General features: G+C 47.0%; 10 protein-coding genes. 1 reads left to right on the forward strand and 9 read right to left on the reverse strand.

Annotated features, from left to right (window positions below; genetic code table 11):
- Positions 1-92 precede the first annotated feature (92 nt).
- Both H065_RS0121010 and H065_RS0121015 read right to left on the reverse strand, forming a co-directional pair.
- Positions 93-7,034 carry a non-ribosomal peptide synthetase gene (locus tag H065_RS0121010; protein ID WP_017815063.1) on the reverse strand — a complete coding sequence of 2,314 codons (6,942 nt, stop codon included), beginning with the start codon at positions 7,032-7,034 and terminating at the stop codon, positions 93-95.
- A gap of 266 nt (positions 7,035-7,300) precedes the next feature.
- Entirely contained in the window at positions 7,301-8,434 is a 1,134-nt protein-coding gene (locus H065_RS0121015) for an NAD(P)/FAD-dependent oxidoreductase (protein WP_017815064.1), read from the reverse strand.
- A gap of 250 nt (positions 8,435-8,684) precedes the next feature.
- Between H065_RS0121015 and H065_RS0121020 the strand changes: the two genes are divergently transcribed.
- Complete coding sequence (locus H065_RS0121020) at positions 8,685-9,509, forward strand: M15 family metallopeptidase (RefSeq protein ID WP_017815065.1); 825 nt, start codon at positions 8,685-8,687, stop codon at positions 9,507-9,509.
- 325 nt (positions 9,510-9,834) lie between these two features.
- On the opposite strand, the gene pelA is transcribed toward H065_RS0121020, so the two are convergent.
- From pelA to H065_RS28360, 7 genes are all read right to left on the reverse strand, one after another.
- Positions 9,835-10,797, reverse strand: a complete 963-nt coding sequence (pelA, locus tag H065_RS0121030; RefSeq protein ID WP_017815067.1) for a pectate lyase — start codon at positions 10,795-10,797, stop codon at positions 9,835-9,837.
- Between the two features lie 330 nt (positions 10,798-11,127).
- Positions 11,128-12,360, reverse strand: a complete 1,233-nt coding sequence (locus tag H065_RS0121035; protein ID WP_017815068.1) for an MFS transporter — start codon at positions 12,358-12,360, stop codon at positions 11,128-11,130.
- A 108-nt stretch (positions 12,361-12,468) separates the two neighbouring features.
- Complete coding sequence (locus H065_RS0121040; RefSeq protein WP_017815069.1) at positions 12,469-14,292, reverse strand: proline--tRNA ligase; 1,824 nt, start codon at positions 14,290-14,292, stop codon at positions 12,469-12,471.
- Positions 14,293-14,691: 399 nt separating this feature from the next.
- On the reverse strand, positions 14,692-15,249 hold the full coding sequence (locus tag H065_RS27195; protein WP_017815070.1) for a nitrogen regulation protein NR(II): 558 nt from the start codon (positions 15,247-15,249) through the stop codon (positions 14,692-14,694).
- Positions 15,249-16,076 (reverse strand): alpha/beta fold hydrolase, encoded by an 828-nt coding sequence (locus H065_RS0121050; RefSeq protein WP_017815071.1) that lies wholly within the window; start codon positions 16,074-16,076, stop codon positions 15,249-15,251. The genes H065_RS27195 and H065_RS0121050 overlap by 1 nt, the downstream gene beginning before the upstream one ends.
- A gap of 257 nt (positions 16,077-16,333) precedes the next feature.
- A complete protein-coding gene (poxB, locus tag H065_RS0121055) occupies positions 16,334-18,064 on the reverse strand; it encodes a ubiquinone-dependent pyruvate dehydrogenase (RefSeq protein WP_017815072.1) in 1,731 nt (576 codons plus the stop codon).
- A 300-nt stretch (positions 18,065-18,364) separates the two neighbouring features.
- Positions 18,365-19,123: a GNAT family N-acetyltransferase gene (locus H065_RS28360; RefSeq protein ID WP_017815073.1), complete on the reverse strand. Its 759-nt coding sequence runs from the start codon at positions 19,121-19,123 to the stop codon at positions 18,365-18,367.
- Between the last annotated feature and the right edge of the window lie 1,314 nt (positions 19,124-20,437).

Raw genomic sequence — 20,437 nt, forward strand, 5'->3', positions numbered from 1 at the left:
CTACCAAACAAGCCCCAAACGACCCTGTATATTTTTCAGGATTGTTTGGGGCTTATTACATTACAGGTGAATTGGATAATTGAACGTCCAGCTTAGTAAATCGAAGATTCCGAATACATGAATCCACTCTCTACAGCATAAGCCATTAATTTGCTAATATACTCTCTATCCGGTACGGGATAGGTAAAGCCGATCCTTTTCAGCACGGCCAGCGTACGCTCTACATCAATACGAATATTCACTGGCTCATCCGATTCAAACAAAGTCGTTACAATCCCCGCCAGCATCTCATCGGTAGACTGTAGCTTTTGCTGCTGGCTCTTCATTTCTTCCGAGCTCATGATCTTTGGCTTGAATCCATAGGGTGTCCAGGACGTACAAATCTCCCCATAGCTCACATAATGCGGATTATGCAAATGAAATACTCTTTCCTGTACGCCTGGAGTATGGATCAGCCGGACAATGGCCGCCGCGCAGATATCGACCGGCGTCAGATCAACCATTTCCTGCATAACAGCAGATTTGGCTCCTTCCATAAGAGCCAGTGCTTTGAGCGAAAGATAGAACATATTGTCCTGTATGTTCTCCTGAAACTGACCATCTGCATAACGACCGGTCAGATTACCTACCCGGTAAATAGATACGTCAAGTCCGGAGTGCATCTCCTCTATTAGCAGCGCTTCGGCTTCAAATTTACTGCGCAGATATACGTTGGACTGATAGTCCTGACCGATATACAGATCCCTTTCTGTAAATACCAGGTTCTCGCTGCTCTCCGGCGCATAGGATCCAGATACACTGAGTGTAGATACATAATGAAGCGGCAAATGAAACTGCTGGCAAAACTCAGCTGCATAACGAGTTCCCTGAACATTCACACGTTCGAACTCTTCGTAGAATCCATAATGCTTCACTAGCGCTGCCATATGGATTACTGCGTCTATCGATTCGCCCAGCGACTGCATTTCCTTACTGCTTAATCCCCATTGATGCTCGGTCATATCTCCATGACGAACCTCTACCCGATTCATCCACTGAGCCAGCTTGCTGTTATCATATCGGGATGACCAGTAAAATTGCAGCTTCCGGTTCAATCGATCCTTCGCCTGCTGTTCATCTTCAGCACGAATCAGACAGATAATCCGAGCGGTGGTTGTAGCCAGCAGTTCATGCAGAATATGAATACCGAGGAAGCCGGTTGCTCCCAGCAGCAAAATCGATTCCGGTGGAACCATTCTGTCCTGAATAGGTACATCGGGAATCGGTACAGGGTTACCCGGGGTGAACATTGGTTTTGACACTTCTTCGTCCCTGGAATCCAACTCTCCGGCATCTATTTTATAGGCTAATTCGGCAAAGGAACGGTAAATATAGAAGTCCTTCATTTCCAGCTTCCAGCCGATCGTATGGGATTTGCCAATCATTTTCAGAATGCTGAGCGAATGACCGCCAATATCAAATAAATTATCATTCATACTGATCTGTTCCGGTTGCATCTCCATCACTTCCGCTACCAACTGGATCAGGCTTGTTTCGGTAATTGTATGCGGAGCAATCATCTCCCGGTCCCCATCTGTATGAGGGACAGGCAGTGCCCGTTTGTCTACTTTACCATTGGGTGTAAGTGGTATCTGGTCGAGCGCAATGAAACGGGAAGGAATCATATAATCCGGTATGCGTACCCCCAGATGAGACCGCAGTTCACTGATCGTCCATTCTTCGTTGGCTATGATATAAGCACACAGACTGGAATAAGCATGATCTTTTTGAAGAGCGATAACGACAGTCTCCTGGATAGACGGATGTTCCAGCAGTGCTGCTTCAATCTCGCCCAGCTCGATCCGGTTGCCACGGATCTTGACCTGCTCATCAATTCGTCCCTTATAATCCACATTGCCATCCGGGAGCCAGCGGGCCAGATCCCCTGAGCGGTACATGCGCGTCCCGGGTATCCATGGGTTATCGATAAATCGCTCTGCTGTAAGTTCCGGACGCCGCAGATATCCCAACGATACGCCTTCCCCACCGATCCAGAGTTCGCCGGTAATACCGACCGGCTGTGGCTGCCCGGATGCATTCAGGATATACAGGGATGTATTATGAATCGGTCGACCGATCGGCAGCTGTCCCTGATCCAGTAGCATCTGATTCACCGGCCATACTGCTGCACATACAGTCGTTTCTGTAGGTCCGTAGACGTTGATCAACACATCCTCTCCCAGTGTACGGATCGCTTTGTCCACATGGGCACGTGAAGCCTGCTCGCCTCCAAATAGCAGCTTGCGCAGACCGGTTAGACCATTCAGGTTCACTTCTACAAGGGTATTGAACAGCGCAATGGTCATTAGGGTTACCGAAATCTGCTGGCTGCGCATGTAATCGATCAGGGATACCGGATGAAGCAACTGTTCACGGGTGACCAGTACCAGTGCTGCACCATGGAGAAGAGTTCCATACAGATCAAATGTAGAACCGTCAAAAGCATAATTGGACAGCTGCAAAACCCGATCCTGTGGTGTAATATCCAGGAAACCATTGTTGATCACGGTTTTTACAATATTCCGGTGCGTAACCATAACTCCTTTGGGTTGTCCGGTCGAACCTGAGGTATACATAACATATGCCAGCTGCTCCGGCTGTGTCATGATAGGCGGAGAATATACCGGTTCTGCCTGACCCGGCTGATCCGATAGATACAATACCTCACCATCATAGCGATTGGAATCCGTCCACAGCTCACGATGCTGTGAAATTACATAAGATGCTTCACTGTCAGACAGCATACGCAGGATGCGCTCTGCCGGATGCGTCGGATCGATCGGCAGATACGCAGCACCTGCTTTGAGAATAGCCAGAATAGCAATAATCATCTCCGGTGAACGTTCAGAGAGCAGACCGATGATCTGATTCTTACCTGGGTGGTATCCTGCGCCGCGGCGGATCAGCGTATGGGCAAGCTGATTGGCTTGCTGGTTCAGTTGATCATATGTCAGCTGCCGCTCTCCCATGATGACTGCCGGACGATCCGGATGTAGTCTGCACTGCTGCTCGAACAGCTCTTGAATACATTGCTCTTTCGGATACTGGGCAGCTGTCTGGTTGAATGTGATTGTCAGCTGCTCATACTCGGCAGAACTCAGCATATGGAGTTCGGCATGACTTTGCTGCGGATGAGCTACAATCTGTCTCAGCAGCTCGGTATAATGTTCCGCCATCCGTACAATCGTAGAAGATTGGAACAGGCTGGTACTGTACTCTACAGTAATTTCCAGCATCTCCCCTTCCAGTACGGTCCAGTTCATCGCGAACTTGGATGGATTCCAGTCCGGATCGACAGAAAGGATATCCAGACCCGGCAGACGAAACTCGGGTTTGGTAAAATTCTGCACGGTAAACAGTACATCAAACAGCGGATGCCGACTTACATCGCGCTGAAGTCCAAGCTGTTCTACCAGTTCTTCAAAGGGATAATCCGAATGGGTATATGCCTCCAGGATCGTCTCTCTGCACTGTGCCAGATAATCGGTAAATACCAGTTCCGGTGCAGGGCGTGTCCGCAATGCCAGCATATTGACGAACATTCCCGGGATGGACTGTACATCCGCATGAGAACGGCCGGCGATCGGAGCACCGGTGATGATATCCTGCTGATTGGTATATTTGGATAGCATCAGCTGGAATACAGCGAGCATCAGCATATGCAGAGTGACTCCCTGATTCAGACAGAGCTGCTGCATCTGGCTATGCAGCTCTTTATCTATATGGAATTTCCATAGGGCACCACTATAATCCTGAATAGCAGGACGCGGATAATCAGTGGGTAGCTCCATAACTGGTAGTTCTCCGTTCAACTGCTGCATCCAGTACTGCTTGTGTTCTTCCCACTTCAACCTGCCCATCTCCGATTGTTGCCAGACAGCGTAGTCCTTGTACTGAAGCGCGAGTTCGGGCAACACTTCCCCCTGGTACAGCTTCAGCAAGTCCTCAAACAGGATGCTTGTGGATACCCCATCCGAGATAATATGATGCATATCCAGCAGGAGCAGATGATGATCCTGTCCGAAGCGGAATAGACCTGCGCGGATCAGCGGAGCCCCGGATAACTCAAATGGACGGATAAAAGACGGCAACATCATCTGCTGTTCAGCTGCTGCAGTCTCATGAATCTCCATTTCCCACGATATATCCTCATGAATATGCTGCATCAGCTGCCCGTCAATCATATGAAAAGAAGTCCGCAGACTCTCATGCCGAGCGATCAATCTTTGCAATGCGCTATTAAGTCTTGCGGGGTCCAGATGTCCCTTCATTTCGAAAAGGAGTGGGATATTATAAGCTGTAGTCGCTGTATCCTGAATATGCTGAACCATATACATACGCCGCTGCGCGGATGAGACCGGGTAATAGGTTTGCTCTGGCGCCCGCGGGATGCTGCGGAATAGATTGTGTTCGGCTTGGTCCATAAAATCGGCAAGCTCGTGTACAGTCGGTCTTAAAAAGATTTCATTCAGCGGAATATCAATATTCATTTCCCTGTGAATTCTGGATACCAGTGTCATCGCTTTGAGAGAGTGACCTCCTCGTTCAAAAAAGTGATCATGAATGCCGATTTGCCGAACACCCAGTATCTGTTCGAAGAGGACAGCAAGTGCCATCTCGTTATCGGTTACCGGAGGCGCGAAAGAAGCGGACGAATAGGCTGGCGGATCGGGCAGCGCCGATTTGTTTACTTTGCCATTGGCAGTTAGCGGCAGCTGATCGATCTGTATAAAATAGGCAGGAATCATATACTCCGGTAATGCACGAAGGATATGTTCACGCAGTTCGGTCGTTGTCCATGCTCTATCGGAGACGATGTATGCGCAGAGATAGGCATATCCTTCTTGATCCTGCTTGGCAATGGTGAGCGATTCACGAACAGCTGGATGCTGCATTAGCTGAACATCGATTTCGCCGGGTTCAATACGATAACCACGGATTTTGACCTGTTCATCTTTTCTACCTTTATATTCAATCTGCCCATCCGGCAGCCAGCATGCCAAATCTCCGGTATGATAGATTCGCTCTTCGAGGAACAAGGGATGACGGGTGAATTGCTCTGCCGTCAACTCCGGACGATACAAATATCCGCGTGCCAGCCCGCTTCCAGATACACACAGCTCTCCCGTTACACCAACAGGCTGCATCTGTCCGGCATGATCCAGGATCCATACCTGATGATTGCTGACCGGTCTGCCAATCGTAAGTACAGGAGAATCCGCATCCAGCGAACCACTGGTCGTTACCACCGTATTCTCGGTAGGTCCATAATTGTTAATCACTTGATACGACTGCGGCTTGAACTGCTGGATGCGCTCTCCTCCAATCAGCAGCAGACGCAGACCAGGATGATCCAGCTCCATAAATTGAACAGCCAGCTGGGTAGGCAGAAAAGCAATCGTAATATCATGCTCTGCAAAATACGATTGCAGTGCGTAAATATCACCGCGTATTCTCTCGTCGATAATATGTACCGTCATACCAGCCAGCAGAGTCGGAAATGTCTCCCATACCGAAGCATCAAATCCAAAGCCTGCCAGCTTGGTACTGCGATCCGCTGGAGAAGTCTGAAAAGCCTGATTATGCCAGCTGCACAGATTCACAAGTGCCTGATGCTCGATCATTACCCCTTTGGGCTGTCCCGTGGAACCGGATGTATAAATGACATATGCCAGATGGTGATCTTCATGCAGCGACTCGATGTTATGGTCTTCTTCCTTTTCCCATACCGAAGGGTCAAGCAGGATGGTCGTTCCTGTATAAGACTCGGGAAGAGCCAGATCCGGCTGAATTAACAGCTGCGTCGTAAGGCTGTCTTCCAGCATATAAGATACTCGCTGTACCGGATACGAAGGGTCTATAGGCAGATACGCAGCACCGGACTTGATAATGCCCAGTACACCAATGAACATCTCCAGTGAATGATGGGCCATAATGCCAATAATCTGCTCCGGTCCCGCTCCTCTCCTGCGCAAAATACGTGCCAATTGATTCGCTCTGGCATTCAGTTGCCTGTAGGTAAAGGATTGTCCGTTACAGACAATCGCTACAGCATCCGGCTGCAGCTGGACACATTCCTCGAAAAGTTCATGTACTGTCTTGTCTGCAGGCAGGTCTATAGTTTGTCCACGGAATGTATGCATAAGTTGATACTGCTCTGCTGCAGTCAGCATGGAGAAAGTATGCACAGGCAGATGGGGATGCTTCATAACTGCCTCGGCAATCTGGGAGATGTGCTGACAGACCGCCTGCACACGATCACGATCATATACGGCAGGATTGTATGAAAAAGAGATATGCAGGGTCCGATCCAGACGGATATGGATGCTGTAGTGAAGATGCTCCTCTTCTGAACCTGAATCCACAAAGTAAGATTTATCAGGATGGTTTCTTGTAGATGATGAAGATGATGCTATCTCGTTCTTGCTGTCTGCCGAATAAGCAGTATCTAGCATGTCATGCTCAAATACAAGCACATGATTAATCAGCGGATGAGAAATATCCGCAATCTCCTGAAGTTCTATCGGGTTATATAATGGTTGGTTGATTATCAATGCCCAGGATTGCTGAACTTCCCGGCAAAACTCGTGGAAAGTTGTGGTACGGGAAGTCTTTATGCGAAGTGGAAGAATACGACGCTCCGGTACAGCAAATGAACCCTGTTCCTGATTGCTGCCGGAAAATTGCATGCCCAATACAGCCTCTTCGCTGTTATTGTATTTCTGCAGTACAATGCCCCAGATCGTCTGCAGCAGTGTAGTCAGCGCGATTTCGCTGCTGCTGGCGTATTCCATCAGGGAAGCAGTGAGATCCTGACCAAATGAGTAGACTACCTGCTCATACTGCTCGGGAATGGAGGCATAGGTATCCCGATTTTGCTCTATACTGGTGAAGCGCTGCGGCAGAATAGAAGCTTCTGTAATCCCTCTCAAATATTCTTGCCAGAACTGCCGGGACTCTTTCTCATTTTCCGCATGGTTGTGTCTGCTCGTCATTATATAGAGCTCCCTTCGCCTGTACTTGATTGGATGGTATGGATAATATTTATTTCCTTGTATTTCTTAAAATTCTTTTTATTACCAACACAGCATCTTTACCAGTATACAATGGAAAAGAATAACGTGCTAAGCACACATGATTAGAGATGGGAATACGAAAAAAAGCAGCCACCGGAGCAGCTGCTTCTTAATTTGAACTTTCTAAAGGGAGAACGTAATCATCTACATATCTTTCAGAACTCTTTTGAAAAACCAAAAATATTTTAGAGCGAAATCTGTTCGATAGCTTGGCTGATATCATAATCCTCGATTGTAATATCCAGGTCCATCTCCAGCGCCAGCTTGGCAAGCTGACTGCCCAGATATGGCCCTGCCGTCAGACCGGATGCTCCGAGCCCATTGGCCGCCAGCAGACCTTTCCAGCCAGGTATCCTGCCGATCACAGGCAGAAATCCTGGTGTGAATGGACGGAATCCTACCCGTACTTCCTGAAAAGTACTGTCCATCAGTCCCGGTGCCAGCTCCAGGCCTTTGTTGAGTACCTCCTGCATGCCCCCAGCTGTAATTCGGGTGTCATATCCTTCTACATCATTCTCATGAGTAGCTCCGATCACGATCTTCTGATCATCAAAAGCCAGCAGATACTGATCCGTAGGCGGAATTACCACCGGCCAGCTGCCGGTATCGGACTGATTCGTCGTCTGTAGATGCATAATCTGTGCTTTTTGGAAGCTGACTTTGAAATCAATACCCAGTGGTCGCAGCAGCGAATGGGCCCAGGCTCCTGCGCAGACAGCAACTTCATCTGCCGCATACCTATCCGTTCCAACCTGAACTCCAGTAATACGATTCGCTTCCCATTGCAAGACTGCGTCTCCTTGAATAAATGCAGCTCCATTTCGCATGGCTGACCGAATCAGCGCATCCCGCAAAGCACGTCCATCGATACGAGCTGCGCCGCTGATATGTACAGCCTGATAACCTTCCTGTAGTAGCGGGAACTGCTGACGGGTCTGCTCTTCATCGAGTATAGTGATCTCCCCGATCTCCGGCGCATTATCTCTGCGCGAGCGCGCCCGTTCTTCCATTTTGCCGATTTTACCGGTATCGGTATGAATACTGAGTGCGCCTACCTGCGCATACCCGGTATCGGTCTCTCCCTCATTTTCGAGCTCCTGGATCAGCTCCGGATAGAACTGTGCTCCGCCTCTTGCAAGACGATACCAGGCCTGATTACGACGCTGGGACAGCCACGGGCAGATAATGCCGGCTGCCGCATCGGTAGCTTGCCCCTGATCCTGCCGATCGATCAAAAGCACCTCTGCTCCGGACTGGGCGAGCTGATACGCTGTCGAAGCGCCCAGAATTCCTGCTCCGATTACAATTACTTTCTTCATTGCTGTATTTCCTTTCCTGTCTTCTCTATGGTTACACGCTATACTATCTTAGCATGAGTGGCAATGAAGTCCATGCCGAATTCCCGGGAAACATTTACAAGATAGCAACAAGTTCGATACGATATAGATACGATGAACTGGCATAATGAATAAAGTTTATGTAGAGGATAGGATTTATTGCACACACTGCAATGCGGCTATCATCCGCGCCGTATGCAGACGAGATGCTTTTGGAAAAGGAGAATAACAAATGATAAACAAAAAAGGAATTGTGATGGCAGCGATCAGTACGATCTGCCTGTTGTCTGCCTGCAGCAGCAATAGTACGAACGCACAGCAGCCATATAGCCCAGTTTCTACTCCGGTACATACCGCCACGGCTCCTCTCGCTAAAACACCGAGAGAGTCCGCCAATACAGTCAACACTTCCGCTTCGCCCGTCTCGCTCCGTCCGACAGCCAGTACCGGTACGGCGATGAAGACGGTTACTCAGCCGGAAGCAATTGATGTACTGGTTAACAAGCAGAATAAACTGCCGGAAAAGTATACGCCAGCAGATCTGGTGTATGCCGATGTACGATTTACATTTAAAGAGAAGATCGAAAAGCGCAAAATGCGCAAAGAAGCAGCCGCTGCGCTGAAGCAAATGTTTGCTGCAGCTGATCAGGACCATGTGCCGCTGGCCGGCGTCTCTGCGTATCGTTCCCATGCTCGTCAGAAAGCGATCTTTGAAGCTTATGTACGCCGGGATGGTGAAGCCAAAGCTCGTACCTACAGTGCGTATCCAGGTACCAGTGAACACGAGACCGGACTTGCTATCGATGTAAGCGGATCGAACGGCCGCTGCGCAGCCACCGGCTGTTTTGCCGGAACCAAGGAAGCCAAATGGCTTGCTCAACATGCCTCTTCCTATGGATTCATTATCCGTTATCCCAAAGGCAAGGAAAGTATTACCGGCTACACCTACGAGCCATGGCATCTGCGCTATGTTGGTAAAACAATAGCAGGTGAGATCACGAGCAAGCAGCTGACGCTGGAAGAATATAAACAGCAACAACAAGCTTCCTCTTCCTGATTGCAACCTGACGCTGTCTGCATATTCTGGCTGTGGGCGTGTAACCTATACCTGAATGCAGGAAGATAAAACCTTCCGGCAACGAAGGGCAATTTACAAATGATTATGGATACCAACGATACAGAATAATCAACTCTATTATGGATCAAATATGGATATATTCCGTGCCGACTATAACAATAAAGACCTTCTTTCCTTGGCGGAAGAAGGTCTTTATTGTTATAGTCATATCTTTGTCTGGAATAGCCTGATCGTATATAGAGCCATACATCATAGTACTGCTCAGGATAGTCGACCATACATAACCAAATGCAATGGAATCAAATTAATTAATTCCCAGCTTGGAAGGCCAGTTGCCATACCATGCATAACCGGTACGTCTCTCCTGATCAATATCCTTAAGCTGATATTTCACTACACCATCACGACCAACAAAGATTGGTTTGTTGGTGTTCAGTTCGTAGAAGCGTGCCCAGATCGGTGTAGTTACACTTGGATCGCTAACTACCGTTACATCAGAGCTTGTTTTTACAACGCGGATGCCGGTAATTTTGACTGCTTTGAACCAGTCTTCCGCTGCTTTGATCGATGCTGTGATCTGGGAAGTAGCAGGTCTTGTTTTCAGAAAGGCTACGATACCCGAACTTTCGCTTGCACTCAGAGAAGGTACTTCATAGATACGAGCGCCTGCCGGTTTCAGCGTAACAGAGTCATGTTGTTGTCCCCATGCAGTTAGTTTACCGCCGGATACAACCTGTGTTTTCAGGATGCAGTCGATACCTTTGTCTACAGCCTGCTTGCTTTTGCCAGCCAGGGTATTGTCGATAAAGGAAAAGTCGCCTTTTTTGTTGGCTACTTCATCCAGCAGCGTCATTACACTGACCATTGCATTGTCGTTATATGTGATGTGCTGATGATAGCCGGAAGCTTTGTATACCTGAGGCCAGCCGCCGTTGGCATACTGCATAGTCAAGAGGAAGTTGATACCTTTGATAGCTGCAGCCGAGTACTGGCTATTACGGGTTTTGGTGTATTCGGCAGCCAGTCGGCGAATTTCCGTATATGTAGCCTTATTGTCGATCGTTGACTTGGCCCAGTCTCCGCTGTTTTCGTCATAGTATTTTTTCCATCCGCCATCCGCCTGCTGATTTTTCAGAATGTCAGATATGCTGGCTGTGGTACCGTCACCATCAGCAGCATGAACCGTAGAGAAGGTTGGCAGTACAAGTGCCATAATCGCTGCCAGACTTACAATTTGAAGCAGCAGCCAGAGTTTGTTTTTTTGCATAATCATTTCTCCTCGTCAAATGGATTGTATTACAAAATACATGTCTGATTCCGGCATTCTGCAATGTATTTTCCAAATGGTTAAATACAATGCATTATTATGTAAACGCAATCAAACATGTGGTAATTTTACATATTATGCATTTTTGTGTCAATGATTTTGATTCTCTTTTTGTGTAATTACATATATAATAATCAGGAATTACTACATAAAAAACCTCCAGCTTCATGGGTATGAGCTGGAGGTTAAGTAAGCGAGAAAATGGCAATCCAAAAACACAATTTGTATATCAAATTATAATACCTATTTGCTTATAGATAGGATTAAACGCTAGGCAGGTCTTAATTTCTGATTCACGCGTTCTGCAAATAGCAGCATAAGCAGAATGTAAGCAAGAACAACGAACGGGAACCATCCTACATGTACGTAAGCAGCAATCAATCCGAATAAAGGCGGCAAAATAGTAATACCCACATACGCCATAGCCAGCTGATAACCCATTAGCCGAGCAGCATTCTTTTCTCCAAAACGGGCAGGTGTCTCATGCAGCAGTCCCGGGAAGATTGGGGCAAATCCGATACCAATCAGAATCAGACCGCTCATTAGTAGAACCGGCGGTAGGGGCATAAGCAGCAGAATTCCACCTGCAACGGCAGCCAGCTGCCCAATCAGGATTAGCTTGCGGTTACTCATACGCAGTGTCAGGAAGCCTGTGATTAGTCGTCCCAGTGTAATACCGGCAAAATACAACGACACCCAGCCTGCAGCCATTTCGGGAGTCACTCCCCGCGCTCCAACGAAGAAGCTGGCTCCCCATAATCCTACTGTTGCTTCTGCTCCGCAGTAGAACAGAAACGTCAGCAGTGTAAAATTCACGCCAGGGATTCGCAATAAATTCACTTTGGTGGCAGGCGTAGCGGAAGAAAGATCGGTATCCGATATTGAATCTGTTGTATGTAACTCGGAGTCAGATTGGGTTTGCTTCTCACGCTGCTTGGCTTCCTGCTGAATCGAGGCTACTTTTTTCCAGAGCGGCAGCGTGAACAGTAGGATAACAACCAGCACCATCTGTATAATGGCTACGGCCTGATAACCGCCTCTCCATGAACTTTCCGTCCCCATATAGTAGGCCATAATAATAGGTCCTGTAGTGGCTCCTACACCCCAAAAGCAGTGCAACCAGCTCATATGATGGGCTTTATAATTGGAGGCTACATAATGGTTCAGCCCGGAATCGACCGCACCTGCACCAATTCCGAGCGGAATTGCCAGTACTGCCAGCCAGGTCAGCGACGGAACAAAAGCAAAACCGAGCAGTGCTCCGGCAGTCAGGCAGCAGCTGATCAGGGTGACCAGTCCGGTGCCCAGCTTGTTCAGCAGGGTCCCACTGACTAGACTGGACAGGATAGTACCTACCGATGCGATAATCGATAATGTACCCGCTGCTCCAAATGGCGCCCGAATATCCAGATGCATCACCGGCCAGGCTGCTCCCAGCATGGAATCGGGAATTCCCAGGCTGATAAAGGATAAATAGATGACAATCAGAAACAGTGTAGCCATAGGTGCAATAACCTCCATCTTTGGAATATCTGCTGATTCAGCATCTATCATATCATCAGAGCAGAACTTTTTAAAACATTTATTAAAAGTAATTTCATTTCATCGCATCTACGGTCTGATACCTGCTGTCAGAACACGCTGAATCGCGTCTTCGATAGTCAACTGCTCACGTATACCCGTGCTGCGCTCCATGTACTCTACTTCGCCTGCAGCAGCTCCTTTGCCGATAATAAGGCGTATTGGGATGCCGATCAGATCGGAATCTTTGAACTTGACGCCGGCTCGTTCTTCCCGATCATCCAGAAGTACGTCATGATGAGCCTGGATCAGTCTCTTATACAGCTGGAGAGCTACACTCATCTGCTGCTCATCCTTGGTAGAGATCGGAATCAGATGTACCTGATAGGGAGCTATCGCAGCAGGCCAGCATATCCCCTGCTCATCATGATGCTGCTCTACGATCGCAGCGACCAGTCTGGATACACCAATGCCATAGCAGCCCATTTGTATAAATTGATCCTGACCGGATGAATCCGTATAGGTAGCATTCATCGCAGCGCTGTATTTATCTCCCAGCTGAAACACATGTCCCACTTCGATCCCACGCTGAAAATGAATATGTCCTTCCTGACAGCGCGGACAACTGTCCCCGGTACGAACATTGCGGAAATCGCCGATATGCAGGAGGTTAAGGTCACGTTCCACATTGATATGACGATAATGATAGTCCTCTTCATTGCCTCCGGCGATAGCATCCTGCAGCGGGAGGATGGAGTAATCAGCCAGCCAGGTCAAATCGTTAGATACAAGCCCATAGGGTCCGACAAATCCAACCGGAGCGCCTGTTATACGTTGAATCGTGTCTGCATCAGCCAGAATCAATTCATCCACCTGCAGATAATTCTGGACTTTGATTGCATTAATCTCTTCATCTCCACGAATCAATACAGCAATTGGCTGTTGATCCGCCAGGAAAATGACTGTTTTGATGATGTGATCTGCTGTAATTGATAATGCCTGGGTCAGCTCAGTGATCGTTCGCCAACCTGGAGTATGAAACTTCTCAGGCTGTAATCCATTCCCGACTTCAGTTGTCTTTGCAGTCAAATGGGACACATGGATTGGAGTGATCTCTGTATCTGCATCTGCTTCATGCGACAAGACTGCTATGGCTGTAGCATTGGTATCGAACCCAGCAACCGATGGGATTACCGCAGATTCTGCCTTTTCCAGATTGGCAGCATAATCACAATGGGTACAGACAGCAATCGTGTCTTCTCCAGCCTCGGTCATAACCATAAACTCATGTGTATTGCCCTGTCCTCCGATCGATCCTGCATCTGCTTCCACAGCGCGGAAGTCCAGTCCGCAGCGCTGTAAAATACGATGATAGGCATCATACATTATTTTGTAGGACTGCTGCATAGTGACTTCATCCATGGCAAAAGAATAGGCATCTTTCATCAGGAATTCTCTTCCGCGAAGCAGACCGGATCGTGGACGGCGCTCATCCCTGAACTTGGTCTGAATCTGATACAGGGTAACCGGCAACTGACGATAGGAACCGATCTCGCTACGAATCAGGTCGGTTATGACTTCTTCATGCGTAGGTCCGAGCACAAAATCCCGCTCGTGTCGATCCTGAAGACGGAGCAGTTCTCTACCATACCGATCATAGCGGCCGGACTCCTGCCATAGTTCGGCAGGCTGTATCGCTGGCAATAGCACTTCCTGGGCACCACTCTGATCCATCTCTTCGCGGATCAGTTGCTCCAACTTGCGCAGCACCATGCGTCCAAGTGGCAGATACGTATAAATACCTGCTGCAAGCTGGCGAATATAGCCTGCCCGCAGCAATAAACGGTGACTTGCTGCTTCTGCATCTCCAGGAGATTCACGCAGCGTGACGGCTAGCAGTTGACTCTGTTTCATACCTGAATTCCTCCCTAATCAATGTATGGAAAAACAAAAAAGACACATCCGTCAGGGACGAATGTGTCGTGGTACCACCCTAATTTCGATTACCAATCAGCAGCAACATGATTCTGCAGCAAGCAGAATACATACGATACGTCTGCGATTATGTAATCCTTCAGCCGTTAACGGAGGCAGCCGGCAATAATAATACAGTTCAGAGGTAGCATTCTCTGCCTGCATATTGCAGCTCACAGGATAGGGGCCGGATTCAATCGCAGCGGGAAACCTTGCAGCCGGTGGATTTCCTCTCTGTACAGCGATGGAAGAACCAAGGGGTCCTGATCATAGCTATTGATGATTAGCAAGATGAAGTATAGTGCATACCATATTTGCTAAAATAAGTTAGTATAGAGATTACTCGATCTGCTGCGAACCTGTCAAGAGTGATTCGCCTGGTTTGGATTTACTGGCATACGATTCCATCAGCTCAATTTTTTGTTCCTGGAGATCAATCTGCCGGGCCAATTCCTGCTGACCTGCAGCGGAATCTTCTGCCGAATTTCTAAGCATGTCCAGTTCTTGCTGCAGTCGTTTGGCTTCCTGGTTGAGTATACGAATCTGCTCTTCATGTTGAATCTGCTGATGCATGGGAAGCAGGATCAATTCATATACAGCGGCTCCCTCCCGTTCTCGTATTCTCGCATTGATCAGAAATGGAACTTCGGTACCGTCTCCTGACTTGATCGCCAACTGAAGAGCTTCAATATTGGTATTCAGACGAATTCTTGGAATAAAATACATCTGGTAGAAAATACGACTGGCCCGGGTAAGAATCGATTCAAAATGACAGCCATAAAGTCCGTTCTGATTATAACCCAGCAGCTCCAGCAGCGTTTCATTTGCAGCTGTAATAAGATGCCCGGAAGATAATGACATATAGCCACAGAACACCTGGTCCAATCGTTTATTCATCAGCGTGACATCTCCATTCCCGTAACTGACTGAGTCAGATATTCCTCAATCAGGGAAATTGTCTCGTCCGGATGACTCATATGGGGACAATGTCCTGTCGCTTCCATTAGCTGAAAGATGCTGTGCGGGATCTGCTGATGCATATAAGCCCCTACTTCCAGAGGGGCAATATAGTCCTGATCACACTGTAAAATAAGTGCCGGTGCTGTCACATGCCGGAGTTCGGAACGATAATCCGACATAAAGGTAATCTCGGCAAATTGTTGTATAATGACTGGATCGGACAAGCAAAAACTCTCATGCAATTCAGCAGTCAGCTCCGGCTGATCCGGATTTCCCATAGCGATTGGTGCGAGAAAGCTTGCCCAACCCAAATGGTTTTGCTGCATTAATGAGAGGAGTTCTTCAATATCCTTTTGTTCAAAACCGCCTATGTAATCGGGTAAATCATTGATGTATCGCGGTGAAGGTGCAATCAGGATCAGATTTTTGAAATAACCCGGCCTCGATAGTGAAGCGAGCAGACCGATCATCCCGCTGACCGAATGGCCAATAAATATGGGACTTTCCAGCCGAAGCTCATCACAAATCTGGAGCATATCCTCCGCATAACCGGTAAGCCGATTATGATGGTCGGCATCATATGCCTGAAGATCGGATTTTCCGGAGCCTATATGATCAAATAAGATAATCTTGTAATTTTCTTCAAATGCAGGGGCAACAAATCGCCACATACTTTGATCGCATCCAAAACCATGAGCAAAAACAATGGGCTGACTTCCTTTCCCTGTAACTCTTACATTATTTCGACTCAGGATGGTAGACATATCAAGCTCCTTTCTTGAAGCTGCCATATAGACTATAGACTATAGACTTCAGTATATCTTAAATATCAAATATATTGCATAAAATTTTAATTAATACATTAGATTGAGTATTCTATACCCATCCGGATTTGTAATGATAAAGCTGATGCAATCGGGTTATTATGCAAAATAGAGAATCGAATGCCTGCCTTTTACTGAGCCGTTACATATAAATAGGGACAACAGCTTCATGGGCTGCTGTCCCTATTTATTATTGATCAGCGAAGCAGATTGGTCTTGGCCAGATCAATCAGTTCATCGCCACGTCCGTTCATAATGGCTCTCGCCATCCAGAGGGAGAATCCTTTGGCTTGCTGCAAGGTAATGGTTGGTGGCATGGACAGTTCCTGACGATTGACCACTACATCGATCAGGGTAGGACCATCATGTGCCAGCGCACGCTGCACTGCATCCTCCAGTTCTTCAGGATCTTCGACACGAATACCCAGAATACCAAGGGCGTTTGCTACCGCTGCAAAATCGGTCTGATGCAGATCCGTACCGGATTCCAGGTAGCCTCCCGCTTTCATTTCCAATTCCACAAAGCTCAGTGCACTGTTATTGAAAACAACCACATTTACCGGCAGATTATGCTGCTTGAGTGTAATCAGATCGCCCATCAGCATGCTGAGACCTCCATCACCCGAGAGTGAAATGATCTGGCGTTCCCGCTCTGCTGCCTGCAGTCCGATCGCCTGTGGTAGTGCATTAGCCATCGTACCATGGTTAAAGGAACCAATCAGTCGGCGTTGTTCACTCATTTCCAGATAACGGGCTGCCCAGACGGTAGGTGTGCCCACATCACAAGTAAAGATAGCATCTTCTGCAGCGGCATCACTGACGACTTTGGCCAGATACTGGGGATGCATTCCTTTGCGTCCGGTACGTCCTTTGACTGCCATCTCGTCGAGTTCTTCACGTACTTTGGCATAACGGTCCGCAGATTTGCGTAAATGACCGGAATCATGCTCCGTGGTCAGACGCGGCAGGATCTGCTGTACAGTGGATTTGACATCTCCACATAGGCCGAGTGTGATATTGGTTCGTCTGCCCAGACGGGAAGGATCAATATCCAGCTGGATAATCGTTGCATCTTCCGGATAGAACTGCCGATAAGGGAAATCGGTTCCGAGCATTAACAGCAGATCGCAATCCATCATCGCATGATAACCCGAGGAATAACCGATCAGTCCGGTCAGTCCGGCAAAATAAGGATTGTTATACTCCAGATGTTCCTTCCCGCGCAGAGCAATAACCATTGGAGATTGAAGCTTCTCACACAGCTCCATCAGCTCGGCATGAGCGCCTTTGCAGCCTGCCCCACAAAGCAGAGTGATTTTTTTGCCCTCATTCAGATATTGGGCTAGTGTCTGCAGTTCTTCTTCCGAAGGCAATACGACTGGCTTGGCTGCATGGTAGACCTGCTCCGGAATAGGATGAGTCGATTCATCCAGACTGGCAATATCCCCCGGAAGAACAACAACAGATACGGTAGAACCAGCAATAGCTGTCTGAATCGCCATGGTCAGTGTACGTGGCATCTGCTTCTCGGTCATAATAACTTCACAGAAATCACTGCACTCCTGAAAAATAAGTTCGGGATGCGTAGCCTGAAAATAACCGCTGCCGATCTCGTCACTCGGGATATGGGCTGCAATCGCCAGTACCGGCACCCGGTTACGATAACAATCATACAATCCGTTAATCAAATGAAGATTACCCGGTCCGCTGCTGCCTGCACAGACTGCGATCGTACCGTTCAATTCGGCTTCGGCGCCTGCTGCAAACGCAGCTACTTCTTCATGCCGAACATGAATCCATTCAATTTTACCGGAGCGCCGTACAGCATCAATAATCGCATTCAGCGAATCGCCTGTAATACCAAAAATGCGCTTCACCCCGGCTTTCACTAGCGTCTCTACAACGGAATCTGCAATTGTCTTTTTCAAAATCTCTACCTCCCGTATCCATTGGCTCGTATTTTACAACAATTCTCTACAAATTTTGCGTACTTCTCTCTGTCTCTTTACCCCTATTCACCTTACACTTAACAACCGACCAATAAATTAATTATCTTATTTATTATGTAACTATAATTATATAAATCTTCCTTTCACCGCGATTAAAAGAGATATCATTTCGTGTACTGGTAATACTGTATGCATAAGAAAAGCGCCTGGACATCATCCAGGCGTTTGGCATAGAACCTCAATCTGTATATCTAGATCATCTGCGGCTCAATTAGACGCTTAATAGCGCATCCATACATCTTCGTATTGGGAATGACGCTTGAATTGGGCCAATGCATAGGAACATGTTGGCAGAATTTTTTTATTTTCTGCTCTGGCTGCTTGAACGACCTGATCCAGTAATCCCTGTGCAATTTTGCCGCCCCGGTACTCTGGATTTACATACGTATGGTTCAGTGTCCATGTATCACTTTCCGGTCCGGGAATATAAGTGATTTCTCCAACGATTTCTTCTCCTTTTTTCAGGAAAAAGGCAGTACCTTCCTTGATCAACTGTCCACCTTCAATTAGTTCTGCTCCCGGATTCTCATACGCTGGCGTAATCGCGGTAGCTTGCGGTGGCTGCATGGCAGGAAGTTGACTGTCCGAAGATGGTAAAGTTCTGGATGCGCTAAGACGGTTACTCCCTGTTTGCTTCGTCTGCTCTTCATCTGCTGCAAATCCGCCGCCGGGTGTATTGAATTCTTCTTTGACAATCGTAACGCTCTGCTTCACATCCTGTGTTGCCGAAGACAGATTATTACGGGTATCCTGTACCGCCGTTTTGCTGTTCTGGATTCCACTTTTGAGCTGATCAGTGGAGGCTTTAGCTTCTTGAGAAGTTTCTTTGGCATGCTCCATAGTATGCTGCAAATTTTGCTTGGCTTCATCAACGTCGCTTTTCACATCATTGAGTGTAGCCTTGATTCCATCCATCGCCTGTTTGGCTTCGTTAATGCTATCTTTAATGCCCTTTAATTCTTTAATTGGATTTTTCATTATTTATTCCTCCATTCCTTGCTGCATGCCAGTCATCCGGCATAGAACAGCTGTCTATTTGGATAGATGAGTATGTACTGCTCTACCTCATCCTCTTTTGTTATATAGTTATTACCCAATCTCTAGAGCTTTTCTCTTGCGTCCGCATTTTTACTTTTTTTTTACATAGATGATCTTTTTATTTGGTGGATGTAAACGGGAGAAGGTATATAAATACAGGATAAAAAGGATAGTTTGAGCTGCCTTTTCACCGTTTTATAACGAAATAACTAAGAAAAAGAAGGAAAAAGCTGGAATTCAGAGCATGCATGATATATTTTATCCTCATGCGATTTTACACTCGCTTAATCAATTTTATAGCGTTTTCATTTTTGGAACATCGGGAGTATGATGTAGTCATCACCAACAAGCAACAACAAACAACGCTTCAACATCAAGCATTAACGGCGTTGTCAGGTGATTCCCTCCAATTCTTTTTATCAGGAAAGGAGAGATCGTCCAATGGAGTAGGTTAGCAAAGCATACTGGTTCAACTGCAGAACAATCTGGCATCCGTGAAAATGCCCATGATCGCAGATTGCAGGTATGCGGGACATCAATCTAGCTCATTAGACGAAGCAAGAAGGAACAAGCTTTTTCAAGCAAGCATCAACTACTTGCGGGAAAGGAGCAGGATTCCGTTGGAAAAAGGTAGCGAAGCATACTAGCACAATTTCACGCTAGGAAAGCGTAGTGACAGCGTTTTTCGTGGATATTGGAGTATGCGGGAAGCAATCGGCGGTACAGAGTCAAATTACGACAGAAAGTAGGCTCGGAATGAACTGTTTTCAAGCAAGAATGACCAATACTTGCTAAGAAGGGAGCAGGATTCCAATGCAATAACGTAAGCGAAGCATATTATAATCGGCTGCACACCGGAAGGTGTACGTGAAAACATCTTTCGCAGTTCGTGGATATGTGGGAACTCATGGAGATTGATCTACAACGAATTTATGTATGAAGCAGTAAAGTCAAGGAAATGAAAAAAGCTGTACCTGCATTAAAGAAATGATTGCAAGTGTATGAAATGGATTCGATATTGAATGGTATGATGCAAAGTAAGAATTTTTAAAACGTTTTAAGCTTTTAAATGTTCAGTAAATGCTAAGGATTTAAATTTTTAAAATGCTTTAAATCTCTACTGTTACGCTTTAATCTTTATCTGTTAAAATGAATAATTTGTAGAACGAATGAAAGTATGTTCTTCATTTTGAATATGATGAAAGGCTGTGAACAGAGGAAAATGCTATTTTCGAACAATGTTGAATTGACTTG

The sequence above is a fragment of the Paenibacillus shenyangensis genome, from assembly GCF_000346635.1.
Lineage (GTDB): Bacteria > Bacillota > Bacilli > Paenibacillales > Paenibacillaceae > Saccharibacillus > Saccharibacillus dauci.

Coding starts and splice junctions, on each gene's coding strand:
- H065_RS0121010 (WP_017815063.1), bottom strand. CDS start 7,034: ATGACGAGCAGACACAACCATGCGGAAAATGAGAAAGAGTCCCGGCAG.
- H065_RS0121015 (WP_017815064.1), bottom strand. CDS start 8,434: ATGAAGAAAGTAATTGTAATCGGAGCAGGAATTCTGGGCGCTTCGACA.
- H065_RS0121020 (WP_017815065.1), top strand. CDS start 8,685: ATGATAAACAAAAAAGGAATTGTGATGGCAGCGATCAGTACGATCTGC.
- pelA (WP_017815067.1), bottom strand. CDS start 10,797: ATGCAAAAAAACAAACTCTGGCTGCTGCTTCAAATTGTAAGTCTGGCA.
- H065_RS0121035 (WP_017815068.1), bottom strand. CDS start 12,360: ATGGCTACACTGTTTCTGATTGTCATCTATTTATCCTTTATCAGCCTG.
- H065_RS0121040 (WP_017815069.1), bottom strand. CDS start 14,292: ATGAAACAGAGTCAACTGCTAGCCGTCACGCTGCGTGAATCTCCTGGA.
- H065_RS27195 (WP_017815070.1), bottom strand. CDS start 15,249: ATGAATAAACGATTGGACCAGGTGTTCTGTGGCTATATGTCATTATCT.
- H065_RS0121050 (WP_017815071.1), bottom strand. CDS start 16,076: ATGTCTACCATCCTGAGTCGAAATAATGTAAGAGTTACAGGGAAAGGA.
- H065_RS28360 (WP_017815073.1), bottom strand. CDS start 19,123: ATGAAAAATCCAATTAAAGAATTAAAGGGCATTAAAGATAGCATTAAC.